This window comes from Pseudoalteromonas mucoides (assembly GCF_049257175.1).
In the GTDB taxonomy this organism is placed as follows: domain Bacteria; phylum Pseudomonadota; class Gammaproteobacteria; order Enterobacterales; family Alteromonadaceae; genus Pseudoalteromonas.
In genome coordinates this window covers 59,092-73,724 of sequence record NZ_JBMMUC010000014.1, presented here as the reverse complement: position 1 = coordinate 73,724, position 14,633 = coordinate 59,092, and the positions used below count along the sequence as shown (strand labels likewise).

18 protein-coding genes are annotated in these 14,633 nt (G+C 39.1%); 14 read left to right on the top strand and 4 right to left on the bottom strand.

Features of this window, described 5'->3' with window-relative positions; translation table 11 throughout:
* Positions 1-5 precede the first annotated feature (5 nt).
* From AAEU30_RS15630 to AAEU30_RS15620, 3 genes are read right to left on the bottom strand one after another with little or no spacing between them, the layout of a single operon-like run.
* On the bottom strand, positions 6-407 hold the full coding sequence (locus AAEU30_RS15630; protein WP_421961290.1) for a DarG family dialkylresorcinol biosynthesis protein: 402 nt from the start codon (positions 405-407) through the stop codon (positions 6-8).
* A 12-nt stretch (positions 408-419) separates the two neighbouring features.
* Positions 420-1,574, bottom strand: a complete 1,155-nt coding sequence (locus tag AAEU30_RS15625; protein WP_421961289.1) for a beta-ketoacyl-ACP synthase III — start codon at positions 1,572-1,574, stop codon at positions 420-422.
* A gap of 9 nt (positions 1,575-1,583) precedes the next feature.
* Positions 1,584-2,504, bottom strand: a complete 921-nt coding sequence (locus AAEU30_RS15620) for a dialkylrecorsinol condensing enzyme (RefSeq protein WP_421961288.1) — start codon at positions 2,502-2,504, stop codon at positions 1,584-1,586.
* Positions 2,505-2,680: 176 nt separating this feature from the next.
* Between AAEU30_RS15620 and AAEU30_RS15615 the strand changes: the two genes are divergently transcribed.
* Positions 2,681-3,127: a DUF2141 domain-containing protein gene (locus tag AAEU30_RS15615; protein WP_421961287.1), complete on the top strand. Its 447-nt coding sequence runs from the start codon at positions 2,681-2,683 to the stop codon at positions 3,125-3,127.
* Positions 3,128-3,155: 28 nt separating this feature from the next.
* Here AAEU30_RS15615 and AAEU30_RS15610 read toward each other — a convergent pair whose 3' ends face one another.
* Entirely contained in the window at positions 3,156-3,977 is an 822-nt protein-coding gene (locus tag AAEU30_RS15610) for a hypothetical protein (RefSeq protein WP_421961286.1), read from the bottom strand.
* A gap of 233 nt (positions 3,978-4,210) precedes the next feature.
* On the opposite strand from AAEU30_RS15610, the gene AAEU30_RS15605 reads away from it, so the two are divergent.
* The 13 genes from AAEU30_RS15605 to AAEU30_RS15545 all read left to right on the top strand — a co-directional run bounded on the left by AAEU30_RS15605 (position 4,211) and on the right by AAEU30_RS15545 (position 14,627).
* Positions 4,211-6,244: an FAD-dependent oxidoreductase gene (locus AAEU30_RS15605; RefSeq protein WP_421961285.1), complete on the top strand. Its 2,034-nt coding sequence runs from the start codon at positions 4,211-4,213 to the stop codon at positions 6,242-6,244.
* A 47-nt stretch (positions 6,245-6,291) separates the two neighbouring features.
* The gene (locus AAEU30_RS15600) at positions 6,292-7,215 is read left to right on the top strand and encodes an ABC transporter ATP-binding protein (RefSeq protein WP_421961284.1); all 924 of its coding nucleotides are present in this window, start codon (positions 6,292-6,294) and stop codon (positions 7,213-7,215) included.
* Positions 7,209-8,372 carry an ABC transporter permease gene (locus tag AAEU30_RS15595; protein WP_421961283.1) on the top strand — a complete coding sequence of 388 codons (1,164 nt, stop codon included), beginning with the start codon at positions 7,209-7,211 and terminating at the stop codon, positions 8,370-8,372. Before AAEU30_RS15600 ends, AAEU30_RS15595 begins: the two co-directional genes overlap by 7 nt.
* Positions 8,363-8,635: an acyl carrier protein gene (locus tag AAEU30_RS15590; protein ID WP_421961282.1), complete on the top strand. Its 273-nt coding sequence runs from the start codon at positions 8,363-8,365 to the stop codon at positions 8,633-8,635. The genes AAEU30_RS15595 and AAEU30_RS15590 overlap by 10 nt, the downstream gene beginning before the upstream one ends.
* Positions 8,635-9,720 carry a beta-ketoacyl synthase N-terminal-like domain-containing protein gene (locus AAEU30_RS15585; RefSeq protein WP_421961281.1) on the top strand — a complete coding sequence of 362 codons (1,086 nt, stop codon included), beginning with the start codon at positions 8,635-8,637 and terminating at the stop codon, positions 9,718-9,720. Before AAEU30_RS15590 ends, AAEU30_RS15585 begins: the two co-directional genes overlap by 1 nt.
* Entirely contained in the window at positions 9,721-10,245 is a 525-nt protein-coding gene (locus AAEU30_RS15580) for a hypothetical protein (RefSeq protein WP_421961280.1), read from the top strand.
* A gap of 82 nt (positions 10,246-10,327) precedes the next feature.
* The gene (locus AAEU30_RS15575; protein ID WP_421961279.1) at positions 10,328-11,059 is read left to right on the top strand and encodes a beta-ketoacyl synthase chain length factor; all 732 of its coding nucleotides are present in this window, start codon (positions 10,328-10,330) and stop codon (positions 11,057-11,059) included.
* Positions 11,038-11,832 carry a lysophospholipid acyltransferase family protein gene (locus tag AAEU30_RS15570; protein WP_421961278.1) on the top strand — a complete coding sequence of 265 codons (795 nt, stop codon included), beginning with the start codon at positions 11,038-11,040 and terminating at the stop codon, positions 11,830-11,832. Before AAEU30_RS15575 ends, AAEU30_RS15570 begins: the two co-directional genes overlap by 22 nt.
* Entirely contained in the window at positions 11,825-12,082 is a 258-nt protein-coding gene (locus tag AAEU30_RS15565; protein WP_192541474.1) for a phosphopantetheine-binding protein, read from the top strand. Before AAEU30_RS15570 ends, AAEU30_RS15565 begins: the two co-directional genes overlap by 8 nt.
* Before the next feature lie 51 nt (positions 12,083-12,133).
* Complete coding sequence (locus tag AAEU30_RS15560; RefSeq protein ID WP_421961357.1) at positions 12,134-12,388, top strand: acyl carrier protein; 255 nt, start codon at positions 12,134-12,136, stop codon at positions 12,386-12,388.
* Positions 12,388-12,954, top strand: a complete 567-nt coding sequence (locus AAEU30_RS15555) for a COG4648 family protein (RefSeq protein WP_421961277.1) — start codon at positions 12,388-12,390, stop codon at positions 12,952-12,954. Before AAEU30_RS15560 ends, AAEU30_RS15555 begins: the two co-directional genes overlap by 1 nt.
* Positions 12,938-14,278 (top strand): AMP-binding protein, encoded by a 1,341-nt coding sequence (locus AAEU30_RS15550; protein ID WP_421961276.1) that lies wholly within the window; start codon positions 12,938-12,940, stop codon positions 14,276-14,278. The genes AAEU30_RS15555 and AAEU30_RS15550 overlap by 17 nt, the downstream gene beginning before the upstream one ends.
* Positions 14,271-14,627 carry an ApeI family dehydratase gene (locus AAEU30_RS15545; RefSeq protein WP_421961275.1) on the top strand — a complete coding sequence of 119 codons (357 nt, stop codon included), beginning with the start codon at positions 14,271-14,273 and terminating at the stop codon, positions 14,625-14,627. The genes AAEU30_RS15550 and AAEU30_RS15545 overlap by 8 nt, the downstream gene beginning before the upstream one ends.
* Positions 14,628-14,633 lie beyond the last annotated feature (6 nt).

The window sequence follows — 14,633 nt, the reverse complement described above, 5'->3', positions numbered from 1 at the left end:
TTTCGTTATTGTGAGGGCAAAGTAAACAGGGCTTCACGACTAATTTTTAGTGCGTCGCAATAGCGATTAATTTTTTTATCGGAGAGTTTAATAAAAATATCAGGCCGTAAATGGCGTTTTATTTGCCATTGAAAAAAACCACTTGCACCGGCCAGTGTCGGCACATCAAAACGACGTGCATACATATGATAAGCCAATGGCGACACATCACCTCTATGGGCTTGTTTCAGTGCTTCGTTAGTTTGTTCGTTTAAATCATCAACGGCCAGTTGAGTTGCAAAACTTTCCACTTCCCAACCAGATGATTTTACGCCCTCATAATGACCACTATCATCTACGGCATATACGAGTTTGTTTTGGCCTTGATAAGTTTTGCTATTATCTTGGGGCACATCATTTTTTTTCACACATCACCTGCATTATTTATTAACAACGGTTAATTGCATAAATGCACTTGAAAAGCGGCCGCTTTCAGGAACATAACATAACAGCTTTTGGCCGTCAGTTAGCTCACCCGATTTGAATAATTCATCAAGCATAATAAAAATAGAGGCTGAGCCGGTGTTACCTTTTTGGGTTAAATTTGTGAACCATTTTTCATAGGGAATTTGAAAGTCTATATTACTTAGGCCATCAAATAAGCGTTCACGGAAATACCCCGATGAATAATGAGGAAGGAAAAAGTCGTAATCACAGGCTTTAATACCACGTTTTTTTGCAACTTTGCTCAGCGCGTCTTCAACGGTGTATTTCACTATATTTTCGTTGAGAAGTTTTACATCTTGTTTTACTGACAAAATAGACTGTTGCTCGCGTTGTTGTGAGTCGTAACGGGTCCAGCTTTTCAGTTCACCATTAATTTTCTCAGCGCCGGCGTACATACATGCTTCAAGCTGATCTGCATACGAAGTTATTTCTATCCAATCGATACGTAAAGAAAGCCCGTTGTTATTTGCTTTGTTACTTAACAAGGCTGCACCAGCGCCGTCAGATAACATCCACCGAAGGAAGTCTTTTTCAAAAGCGATTTCAGGCTTTTGATTGAGCATTTCAACTTTATGCTCGCTTTCTGCATTAAAGTTACGTGAGTGCATAACATTAGAGGCAAGCTCACTGGCTACCACTGCACTGTGCTCACTTTCACCCGCTTTGACATTCAAATAAGCGTATTTAAGTGCTGTTATACCACACAGGCAAATGCCTGCGGTAGAGACAACCTCAAGACTCGGGTTTTTAAGCTCACCATGAACCATAACGCCGTGATTGGGCATGATTTGGTCAGCCATTGAAGTACTGGCTACTAAGCAATCTAGCTGCTCAAGTTGAGTTCCTTGCGGGTTGAACAAACCACGTACAGCATCAGCTGCTAATGAAGCGTTAGTGTAATTATATTCGCCGGTTTGCGGGTCGATGGCGTAATATCTGGTTTTTATTTGGTTGCTTCGTAATATAACGGGTTTTGCGCGAGATCGTTGTCCGCCAACTTCACCTAATACGACTTCCATTTCTTTATTACTTACAGGGCTATTCGGTAATACAGCATGCAAGTTATTTATATATACAGCATTTTCCATAACGAACGACTACTCTCCAGATGGCTCAGCAAAATAGGCTTTTTGCTTGGCTATTCTTTTTCTAGTTAAGGGGGCAATTAATTTTTTTATTATTGCTGTTATTGGCACAACAGTAATGATTAAGGTCAGCAAAAATAGCACATAGATCAATAGCCCACAACTTCGACGCGTTGAATGCATAGGGCCTAGTGTAGTTAAAATTTTACTCCATATCCTAAAGCTATGTTGGCCTACGCGCTCACTGGCGATAAATTTTTCGTTCACCTTGACTGCGCCAAGCCCTTTAAGTACGGGTTGTTCTAATATCTGCTTAGGCTCTAAGGCTAATAAGGCTTTTCTGATAGCAACACCAAAACGACTTGCTGCGGTTATTTCGTGCTCTGCTACACCCGCCGCTGGCACCCAAGATACTGATTTCTTTTTCCCTGAAAACATCCAAAGAGGGGTTGCTAAAAAGCTAAAACCAGTGCCGCATTCATCGCTAAGTACCACATTATCGATGAGCTTAGCGTTTACATCACTCAGTAGTTGTTTCATTTTTTCTTGTGCACTGAGCCACATTCCTCGACAGCCAATAACCGTAATTACAGGCTTATTATTAAGCAGCTTAACCGCTTGTTCAGACTGCATGAACGAAGATATGGGTAGTGAAGGTGATAAAAACCATACTTGATAGGTTAAAATAATCAAATCATAATCATCGTGTGCAGGCTCTACCAGTTCCATCGGTTGTGGAGTCATTTTTACGCATTCAGGAAATATATGAAAAAAGGTTAAAAACGGCCAAGGGAAAGGATAAGGTTTGCTCGGTTTTAAATTAAGGTAATCAACTTGTATGTCATCATTGGCTCGTAGCGGAGCGACAATAGAGTTTGCAATTTGAGTGAGTTGACCTGTTTGAGAGTAATGAATAACGAGGACTTTACGCATCCTTTAACCTTTCCTAACTTCCTAAAAGTCCGTTATTATACCTAGATATAGGTACTCAAGCCACCTTAAGATGCACAATTGAGTACTTCAATACTGCTTAAAATTAGTATTCCTGAGGAGTACTTATAATTTTTTTTAAATTAGTGTTTTAAACAAGTACAAGGAGGACAACGATTATGAAAAAAATCTTAATGTTAACAGGCGCATTATTTTTGTGTGCTAACACGGCTAGTGCTGAACAGTCTATTTCATTAAATTTGCAATTTATAAAATTTAAACAGCTCGAAGGTGAGATGCATTTTCAATTATTGGATTGCGACAATACAGATATGGAGTGGTCTGAATTACCAGTTCTGATTACTCAGCAAATTCCTGTATCGCAACAACTCATCACTAATTCACTCTCAGGCTTAACGGCTGGTAAATATTGTGTTCGATTTTTTCAGGATTTAAATGCCAATGGTGAGCTTGACTTAGCTGCCAATTCCATTCCAAAAGAGCCGGTTGGGTTTTCTAACAACCCCAATTTAATGTTTGGTCAGCCATCACCTGAAGACAGTATGTTTGAATTGGGTGAAAATAGCGAAATGAAGATAAAAGTGAATAATAAAAAACGCCGCTAAATCGCGACGTTTTATGATTAACTAAATTTTATTGCAGCTGTTTTGCAACTTTTTCAAGGTCCACAGTGCCTGTTTGATAGAACGGGCCTGAGCCTTTTATTTCATCAGGGCAGTGCTTACGTACCGCTCGAATAGGACTATTTTCTTCCGCATCTTCAATCAAAGTTTTATAGCGGCCATTTTCGTCGGTGGCTAAGCCTTTGCACACCCAAGCGAGTGTATCGTATTGTTTTTGATTGCCTGTTTTGTAGTTTTGTGCAAAATATTCAGCCAGAGTATCACCCACTTGCTGTGAAGGAATTCCTGAGGAGGAATATTGCCTAGCAAGTATCATTATTTCATTTAAATTTCCGTTTGCAATGTCTTTGATAGCTAGCTTTTCAATATTATTTTGAGATACTTTAGACTCTGCATCGGCTCTAATTTTTTCAAAATCTATACTACCCGGTTTGAATTGTGGGCTTGGTTTAGACGGGACTCTGTTTAATGCTTTCTTTGCGTATTTGCGCAATTTTTTATTTTGCGAATTATTCATTACTAATGTGAGTAATTCTTTATAGCGACTAGTACCTGTTTCACCTAAAGCACGACAAGCCCAAGCCATTGTATCAATCTCATTATTTGTAGACGCACTTTCATAGTTATCAGAAACGTATTGGGCTAAGATATCTAATAGTTCTGAGTTATTATTGTGATTTGAAACTAAAGATTTCGAAGCGGTTTTAATTTGCCCAAGTTGACCTGATATGATGCGATCATAATCTCGTTGTTCAGTGGTTGAGAGGGCAAATGCTGAACTTGAAAAGGTAACTAAGGTTAAACCAATCAATATAGGCTTGAATGAAAACATAACGAGTCCTTGTAAAGTGAATAATAATTAATAAAAACAGTAGGTACAGTATTTTATTTAGGAATTAAGTGTATCTTAATACTCGTTGCTACATTCAACAAGTGCTTAATAAAAAAATTGAATATAAACTGAACGTTTCTAGTGTCTAAAGTTAAAATTAGCGGGTAATTTTTGCAGTCGTTATTAAAGCTTGCTACTCTAGCGCGGTTTTGTACCACAGTTGTGTTGTTTGTATGTCATTCAGTCGATTATTTACCCCTTATAATTTAGCCTTTACTACGCTGAAAAACCGCGTGGTAATGGGGTCTATGCATACAAATCTAGAAGAGCTTCCTAACGGTTTTACTCGCCTTGCATCCTTTTATGGTGAGCGTGCGCAAGGGGGCGTCGGCCTAATTATCACTGGTGGGATCTCGCCAAATCCTGAGGGAATACTGGCACCAAATAGAAGTGTCCTTAATTGCCAATCAGGTGTATCACAGCATAAACTTATAACCCGTGCTGTAAAACAACATGGCTCTAAAATATGCATGCAAATACTCCATGCAGGTCGTTATGGCTATCAACCACAACAGGTTGCACCTTCGCCAATTCAAGCGCCTATCAGCCCTTACACACCAAAAGAATTAACCGCCACTGAAATTGAAAAGCAAATTACTGATTTTGTTAATTGCGCAAAACTCGCTAAACAAGCTGGGTATGATGGCGTTGAAATCATGGGGTCAGAAGGGTACTTAATTAATCAATTTATTGTTAAAGCAACCAATAAACGCACAGATGAATGGGGCGGCAGTTATCAAAACCGTATCCGTTTTGCTATTGAAATTGTAAAACAAGTACGCGAGGCGTTAGGTGCAGACTTTATTTTAATCTTTAGGTTGTCACTTGTTGATTTAGTCGCAGATGGCAGTACTTTTGATGAAGTGTTAACGCTTGCTCATGCCCTTGAAGATGCAGGTGTTGATATGCTCAATTCAGGAATAGGTTGGCACGAGTCACGTATTCCGACAATTGTCACTAGCGTGCCAAGGGCTTTATTTTCATCACTAAGCCAACGCTTGAAAGCGGCGGTCACGGTACCCGTTATTACGAGTAATCGTATTAACACACCAGAAGTTGCTGAACAGTTACTCGAAGAAGAGCATGCTGATTTTATCTCAATGGCACGGCCATTTTTAGCCGATAGTCATTTTGTGGTAAAAGCAAAAGCAAATAATAGTGAGCAAATAAACACTTGTATTGCTTGTAATCAAGCGTGTTTAGATAATATTTTTGTCAATCTGCCTGCCTCTTGTATTGTAAACCCGAGAGCGTGTAATGAAACGTTAATGCCAATAGTCAAAGCGACTCAAAGCAAGAGAATAGCCATCGTAGGCGGTGGCGCTGCTGGTATGGCGTGTGCTATTTATGCTGCTGAGCGTGGCCATAACGTCACCTTATTTGAATGCAGTGATCAGCTGGGCGGGCAGCTACTACTTGCTGCAAATGTACCAGGTAAAGAAGAATTTAAAGAAACATTACGCTATTTTAAACAACGCTTGTTGAATCTTCAGGTAAAGATTCAACTGAACACACAAACCAATACAGCCACCTTAGCGCAGTTTGACCATTGTGTTATTGCGACAGGTGTAAAGGGGTTTACGCCTGCGATTGATGGAGTAAATAATTCTCGCGTTGTTGGTTACCAAGCTGTATTAAATGGCACCGCAACAATCAGTGGCAGTGTGGCTATTATTGGAGCAGGGGGGATTGGCTTTGATGTAGCAAGTTTTGTAACGAGTGCCAAAATGGCTAAATCATCACAGTCTATTAACCAAGTTTTTTCTAATCAATGGGGCATTGACCTAACTGTCACTTTGCCTGGTGGCGTCACTATTAAAGAAGTGACTAATAATGTTAATGATGAATCCGCTCAAGTGTATTTACTGCAGCGTAAATTACGTAAGCATGGGGCAGATCTTGGTAAAACTACTGGCTGGATCCATCGAGAGCATTTGAAACATCAAGGTGTAAAAATGTTGGCTGCGGTAAGTTATGAAAAAATTGACGAGCAAGGACTCCACATTAGTGTTCGTAAAAGAGAGCGGCTATTAGCGGTTGATCATATTGTAATTTGTAGTGGTCAAGAGTCTGTTTTACCGCCTTTTTATAAACAATTGGATGAATTAACTATACCAGTCAGTTATATTGGTGGCGCATTAAAAGCTGAAAAGTTAGATTTACAACGCGCTATTGGCGAGGCATTCGAACTAGCCCAACGCTTATAATTAAAATAATAAAGACACGGAAAGTATAAAATGGCACGGTTTACTCAATGACAGCACAAACACCTACCATGTTAGAACTACAACAACTGAGTTTTGGCTACAGTGGCTCAACTCGATTAAATGTTGACCAGGTGTCGTTACAGTTAAAACAAGGAACCTGTACTGCCATTTTAGGCCCCAATGGTGCGGGTAAATCAACCTTGATCTCATTAATGACTGGGTTGCTAGAACCTCAGTCAGGGACTATTCAATACCCATATTACAAGCAATTTACCTTCAAACAGGCGATTGCGAATAAAGTGGCGTTGGTGCCACAAGATTTTGCATTTTACGACGAATTGTCTGTGCGTGACAACCTTGCGTTTTTTGTCTCAATGAGTGAAAAAGATCGCCGCCTTCATCGCCAATACATCGACTCTGCAATTGACAAGTGCGGCTTAACCGCAGTTGCAAATAAACGTGCAAGTGCTCTATCTGGGGGCTATAAACGGCGTTTGAATATTGCGATAGCACTGAGTAAGCAACCTGATATTATTTTTTTAGATGAACCAACAGTGGGTATTGACCCGCTATCACGTGATGCCATTATTGCCTTATTACTTGACTTAAAAAACCAAGGTAAAACGCTGGTTTATACTTCACATCTATTATATGAAGTTACCCAGCTGTGTGATGCTGTATTATTTTTGCGTGATGGTAAAATTGCCGCCAGCCAAGAACTTAACGATGCGCCTTTAACGCTTAAGTTTTCTACTTTAAACAACTTGTCTCAGGCACAAGTAGCTTTGTTTGTAAAGCCGTTGACACAACTTGGAAATAATCATTACCAGCTAATCATTATGGACGCTAACGATTTAAGTCGTGTTTTTAGTGCACTGGCTAAAATAAGCCATGAGATAAAATCACTGCAATTTTCTGATAACCAAGTCGAACAGCTTTATCGGGCTTTATTTGCGGAGCCGGTATGTTAATTCACACGCTAAAAAAAGAAGCGCGGTTAATAGTTAATGATTTACATAGCTTAGCGGTATTGTTGCTTATGCCGGTTGTATTCATGGTGATTATGACCATGGCGAGTAGTCAATCACAACAAACCATACAGCAAAACTTATTACTCAGTGTTGAAGGTCATAAAAATAGTCAACATAGCTTGGTGCTTGTTAAATTACTGCAAGCACAAGGCTTTAACACTGAGCCTAATTTACAAACCACGAATAAAGTAAGTCGATTGATTATAGCTCCTCAATTTGATCAGCAAATTTTAATGCGCCAAGGTAACAGCCAGCTACAGTTGATTATTAATGACGACCTTGCTCCGCAAACTCGTTTACTAATGCGCGAAAAAATTAAAGCCAGTTTAGCGCAGCTCAAACTGTATTTATACATGCTAGATACAGGGGATTTGGATGCTGATGAAGCAATTGATGCACAAGTAAATACAGTAATAATGGCATCAGATGTAAACTATTTAATCGCTAACAGTCCTGAAAAAGCACTTCATAATCCAGCGTTAAACAGTATTCCTGCGTGGTGGGTGTTTGGTGTGTATTTTATCGTTTTACCGATTTCACTGACATTTATAAATGAGAGAAATAATGGCACTTTGGTACGTTTAAAAACGTACCCAATCAGCATGGCCCGATACTTTTATAATAAAGCGTGTGCTTATACTTTAGTAAGCTTAATACAAACTGTTTTGTTAGCTTTAATTGGCTGCGTGGTGATCCCGTATTGCTTAGATCTCCCCTTATTATCATTAAGCAACGTTGCGCTTAGCTTATTGGCTGTGGTGACCTTGAGTGTTGCCGCTATTTCATTTGCTTTACTGTTAGCTAGTTTAGTTACCAGTTATGAGCAAGCCATTGTCATCGGGGGAGGGGTTAATATTATTTTGGCAGCGTTGAGTGGTTTTATGGTGCCACTTGAAATTATGCCTGTGAATTTAGCCGCATTGGCAAACGCATCCCCAATGTATTGGTCTGCCCAGCTGTTAAGACAATTAATGGGCGGGGCGTTAGAGCACAGCTTTTGGCAATACAGTATATTGCTATGGAGCTTTTCACTCTTGTGCTTTATGGCCGCACTATGGATATTTAATAAAAAAATGAGGAATTTGACATGGAATTAGCCGAACTAAAATTACAATTAAAGCAGCTGATCATTACTGAGTGTGATAAAGAAGACGATTTTGAACCTGAAGATATTATTGACTCAGAACCGTTATTTGGCAGTAAGTCACGTATAAATTTAGACTCGTTAGATGCCTTACAATTATCGTTAGTCCTTAAGCAACATTTTGGCATTAAGGTTGAAGGTTCAAAAGAAACTCGTAAGCATTTACAGTCAATTGATACCATAGCAGATTTTATCATTAATGAGCGTGAAAAATAATGACTTTACGCAGTGTCTATGTAAATGCCAGTGAAGTGATGTGTGCACCAATAGGCACTGAAACAAGCAATCAAGTAATCACTAATGAAAGTGAAGTCGTGGCGTTTAAATCATTTAGAGATGAGATAGATAGTAGTAAATTTGGCGATATATTAGCTTACTTTGATCAACTATTATTACCTCTGTTTGCAAAACTTTCATTAACTGCTGAAGAGCTTAGAACGACTTCTTTGTTTTTAGGTTCAACATCATTAGATATCAGCGCAGTTGATATTGGCAACAGTGGTGAACTTTGGCTATCTACCACCAATAAAATAAACCGTGCTTTAGTTGAGCGTTATGGCCTCAATGACTTAGAATTTACTTTTAGCACTGCGTGTACTGCCAGCGCAAACGCATGCTTATATGCAACACGTTTGATTGCACAAGGTAAAATTGACAATGCATTAGTTATTGGTTGCGAGTTTTATAATCCGCTGACGGTAGAAGGCTTTAAATCGCTGGATTTAATTAGCCAAACAGGCTTAGCCGCATTTGCAAAAGGGCGCTCTGGTTTGGTGTTAGGGGAGGGGCTTGCTGCACTGTATTTATCTGCAAACGCAAGTGAGCAATGTCAATTTAAGTTATTAGGTGGTGCTTCTGCCTGTGACACCTACAGCTTAACCATGACTCAAGAAGACGGCAGTCATATCGCTCAAGTGATCATCGATGGGCTTAACCATGCAGGTATTAGCCCTTGCGATATTGACGTTGTGAAGGTTCATGGTACAGCAACACTTGGAAACGATGAAGCAGAGTGCAACGCCTTAACAAAGGTATTTAACCAGCATAAACCACCACTAATAGCATTTAAACCCTTTACAGGACATACCTTGGGAGCATGTGGTGTTATTGAAATAGCCCTTTATGTGCAATGTCAGCTACAACAAAATTACGCAGTGGCAAACTATGCGGACAATGGCAAAGATTTAATGTGGCCATTTTATTTGAAACCAGACTTTACACAGTTGAACACTGTTTTACTTAATTATTTTGGATTTGGCGGAAATAACGCAGCACTTGTGATGCAAAGGTATAAGGCGTAGATGATGGACGTACTTTCAACTTCAATCGTCAGTATAGACAAATCAGTAGATATAAAAGCACTGCGTAAGCAAGTTAAACAAGAAACAGACTTAACTGTTCGTAGAATGGATGCATTTACTTTGATTGCCATACTGGCTGTTTATAGGGCAAAAGAGGCAGTAAATTTAACCTCACGTATTGGCTTGTACAGTTGTGCTGATTATTTTTCTAGTGATTTAATGCAATCTATGTTGATTGAGGTTCATAATCGCGAAGCTATTAAGCCGTTGAGCTTTGTTGCAAGTGTTGGTAATGCCGCTAATTATTATCTTGCCAATACCTATTCGATCACTGGACCTAATATATTTATTGGTTCAGATAAGGCTGGGATGAAGAAGAATCAAATGTTAGCTCAAGCTGATATGCAAAGTGACATCATCGATATTGCTATCTTAGTAATGTGGCAAGAAGATGACATAACACGGCAATGTTCAGTTAAAATAGTAAGAAATGCGGGTTTTTCAAGCGAACGTGATAAAGTTTAGTGTGTTTCCCTTGAATCAGAACATGCACAACTGTAGAATCTAGCCTCTTTTTGTCATCACCTTTGTAATAAGGATTGTTACGTTGAAATTTGCTATTCAAAAGTGTGTCGCTTGGGGCGATGGGAAATCCAGCGCAGATGATTGGTCTGCATTTTTTCAAGATGAAAGCATAGACTCTCAAACGTTAACTCTTCCTGAATTAAAACAAATGCCTGCCATGCAACGTAGGCGTCTTAGTCCGTTTGCTAAATTAACGCTTCATTGTGCACTTGCTGCCAGTGAACCATATGAACAAACAGTACCCAGTGTATTCTCATCTCGCCATGGTGATTTACATAAAACAAGCAAATTGATTGCTGATGTAGCCAATAAAGACGTGTTATCACCTACGCATTTTGGTTTATCTGTTCATAACGCCGTAGGGGGACTATTTAGTATCTTTACCGGTAATAAACAGCCTCTATCAGCTGTGTCGGCTGGCGAAGATAGTTTTTTTATGGGCTTAGTTGATGCTGTTTCTAAGTTACATGCTTACAATTATGACCGTATTTTATATGTCTATAGTGACTTAGCAGTACCTGAGCATTATCAAGCCTATGTGCAACAACGAGCTGATAATCTAGCTATTGGTTTGTTAATTGAAAAAAGCACAGCACAAAATGAATTTAACCTTGAATTTGAAGGAAATGAGAAAGCGAAAGCTTCAGAGTTAACACAGCTTCAGGGTTTAGACTTTTTACGTTTTTATTTCTCGACTACGCAGCAAGTGACAGTTGATTCAAAACGCTATCAATGGCAGTTAAGCCGCGCATGAAAGCCATGCTAGTAAAACTATACCGTGTAATTGCTACGGGCAGTGCCTTTGCTTTATTCAGCGGTGGCGGCTTGGTTTTATCTGTGTTGGTATTTTCTATCCAGCGTTTACTTTATGCTGATATCAATGAAAGAAATCAAGCTGCGCGCACCGCTGTACATTATTCATTTAAATTCTTTGTCGGTTATATGCGTCTTGTTGGTATCTTGCGAATAGATCTTGATAAAATAGATGCAATAAAAAATGCGAAAGGGCAGTTAATCATCGCCAATCACCCTTCTTTAATTGATGTGGTGGTATTAATTTCAATTGTCAGAAATGCCGATTGCGTCGTCAAAGCCGACCTTTGGAAAAATCCATTTTTAAAAGGTGTGGTCAAGGCGACAGGGTATATTAACAATGATGCTGATCCCGATTATTTTTTAAGTCAGTGCCAGCAAAGTTTTGCCCGTGGTAATAATCTAATTGTATTCCCAGAAGGCACTCGAAGTGTCCCTGGCCAACCATGGAAATTTAAGCGAGGCGTGGCAAATATCGCGCTTCGTACTGAAGTAGATATGTTGCCGATTTTGATAGATGTATCACCAGTTACACTGACGAAAGGACAAAAGTGGTATCAAGTGACTGATCGTCGCTTTACCTTTAAAATGCGCGTACTACCGGTTTACGAAATCGAACCTTATTTAGAAGGTGACCATATAACGAACACTGTTAGACAACTAACACGCGACTTACAAGCTTATTTTAACGAGGAAAAATTAAAACATGAGTGATTTAAGCACTGAAGTAAAACAACTAATCATTGAAACTCTTGATCTTGAAGATATTGAAGCATCAGATATCAACGACGAAGAAGCGTTATTCGTTGATGGTTTAGGCCTTGATTCTATTGATGCATTAGAATTGGGTGTTGCGATTAAAAAAGCTTATGACGTAAAAATTGATGGTAATACCGATGACAGTAAAAAGCATTTTTACTCGGTTAAAACCTTGTGTGATTTTATTGCCTCAACACGGGCATAATAAACGGCAGTCACTCTGCATTGTTTGGAAGTAACTATGAGTAATGAAAACATGAATAATGGCGATAAAATTTTTGCAATGCTAAGCGAAATCCTAGAGCAGGATTTTGAAATAGATGCAGAAGATATTACCCGCAGCGCGAATTTATATGAAGACCTTGATTTAGACAGCATTGATGCGGTTGATTTAGTTGTTAAATTACGAGAGCAAACGGGTAAAAAAATCGAGCCAAATGACTTTAAACAAGTTCGTACTGTGCAAGATGTTATTGATGCCGTTGAAAAGCTGATGACAGTAGACGCTTAATGAATAAAGCACTGCTAGTTGGTTTACTTTTTTTATATCCACTAGCCGTGTACTTTGGCTTGCAGTTTAGTGAGCCTGCATTAATTGCAGCACTCTTTATTGGAGTACTCATAGCGCGATACTGGTTAACAAAAAGCAGTAAAGTTAATCTCGCACACATGAAAATAGTAACCATCAGTGGGATAACCTTATTGGTGTTTGCGACTTTTGCCAATTCTGAATTGGCATTGAAATTTTACCCGGTGGTAATAAGTAGCTGCTTTTTAGCTGTATTTGCTTATTCACTTTATAACCCACCTAGTTTTGTTGAAGTAATTGCCAGTAAATTCGAAACGCTTGACGAGCACGCTAAGCGTTACACCCGCACAGTAACAAAAGTATGGTGTGTATTTTTTATCATTAATGGATTGATTGCGACAGCAACGATATTTCACCCAGATCCAGTGGTTTGGCTAACCTACAATGGTTTAATTTCCTATTTGTTGATGGGGATATTAATGGCCGTAGAATTTATAATAAGAAAGTTTAAAAAGGCAAAAAATAAATCAAATGAAATGGCCGACTAACAAGACCTACTTTTATTGTCAAAAGCATGATTTTACCACTTGGCAACAGCAAGTACATGCCCATGCAGAGTTGTTTAGAGCGCGTGATGAGCAAACATGGCTATTATTTGATACCGACAGTTACCAGTTTAGCGTTTTATTTTTTGCATTATTAGCCGCAAAAAAGTCCATCGTCTTGCCTCAAAATGGTCAACCAGAGCAACTTGCACAGTGTCTACAGCAAGCTGACGCGTTTACCGGGAATGCCGAAAATACCCACGCAGATGTGGTTTTTGATCAATATATTACTGTTGAGCATGTTCAAAATACTGCCATTAATATTGATGAACACACAGCAATCCGATTTTTTACATCGGGTTCAAGCGGTCTTCCAAAAGCAATAGATAAAACATTTGCCCAGTTATTAATTGAAGTAAAAGAGCTAGAACAGCAATTTGCTAATCAAATGCAACACACTATGATGGTTGCGACGGTATCGCATCAGCATATATATGGTTTATTGTTTAAGGTTTTGTGGCCACTGCATAGTGGGCGAGATATTTGTTTTAATAGCTTTGATTACCCAGAACATTTACTGCACTTTATCAATCAACAAAGTGACGCGCATGACTTTGTTGTGATCAGCAGCCCCGCTTATTACCATCGATTAGTACAAGACAATGTCCTTGTTGCTATCAAGCATAAAATACGTTGCTTATTCTCATCCGGTGGTCCACTAAAGCCAGCCGCTGCGATGCAGTTGGCGAGCCAACTAGGAGATGCGCCAATTGAAGTGTTAGGCAGTACAGAAACCGGTGGTATTGCTTGGCGGAATCAAAATACCCATAGTCACTGGCAGGCTTTTTCAGCAATTAAGCTTAAGCTTGATGAATTACAGAGGCTTATTATTTCATCCCCTTATGTTGATAATGGACAGTGGTATCAAACTGATGATCGGGTACAGTTACTGGCAAACAATGAGTTTAATTTATTAGGACGTGCAGACCGTATTGTCAAAATAGAAGAAAAACGTTGCTCACTTGATGAAATATGCGCCAGAGTAAACCAGTCAGATTGGGTTGTAGATAGTTATGTTTTACTATTGCAGCATCATTTAAGCGCTGGCAAGCGAGATGAAATTGCCGCTGTATTAGTGTTAACAGAGCAAGGTGAACAAGCATTAGCACAGCTTGGGAAATTTAAGTTTTCGCAAGCATTAAAAACGCATTTAAAAGCATTTTTCGAACCCTTAGTGATACCGAGAAAGTATCGTTATTTAACTGAGTTACCTTATAACTCACAGGGTAAACTTAATAAAGCGCAGTTGGAGAAATTGTTTGACTGATTTTGTATATAAACCGGATTGTCAGCTGATTGAGCAAAGTGAAGAACATGTTTTGCTAAAGTTAACAATTCCTGAAAATCTTTATTATTTCCAAGGCCATTTTCCACAAGCGGCTATTTTACCTGGTGTAGCACAGCTTGATTGGGTGATGCACTATTTAAATGAATACTTAGCGGTCGATAATAATAAAGTCGTGTCTATCGATGCGCTTAAATTTCAAATTATTGTTCAGCCAAATTATGAGATTGATTTGCGATTGAAAAAAATCAAAGCAAATAAATTTAGCTTTAGCTACAGCTCCACACATGGTCAGCATGCTTCTGGAAAAGTGGTGCTTGCAGATGAATAAAGTGAG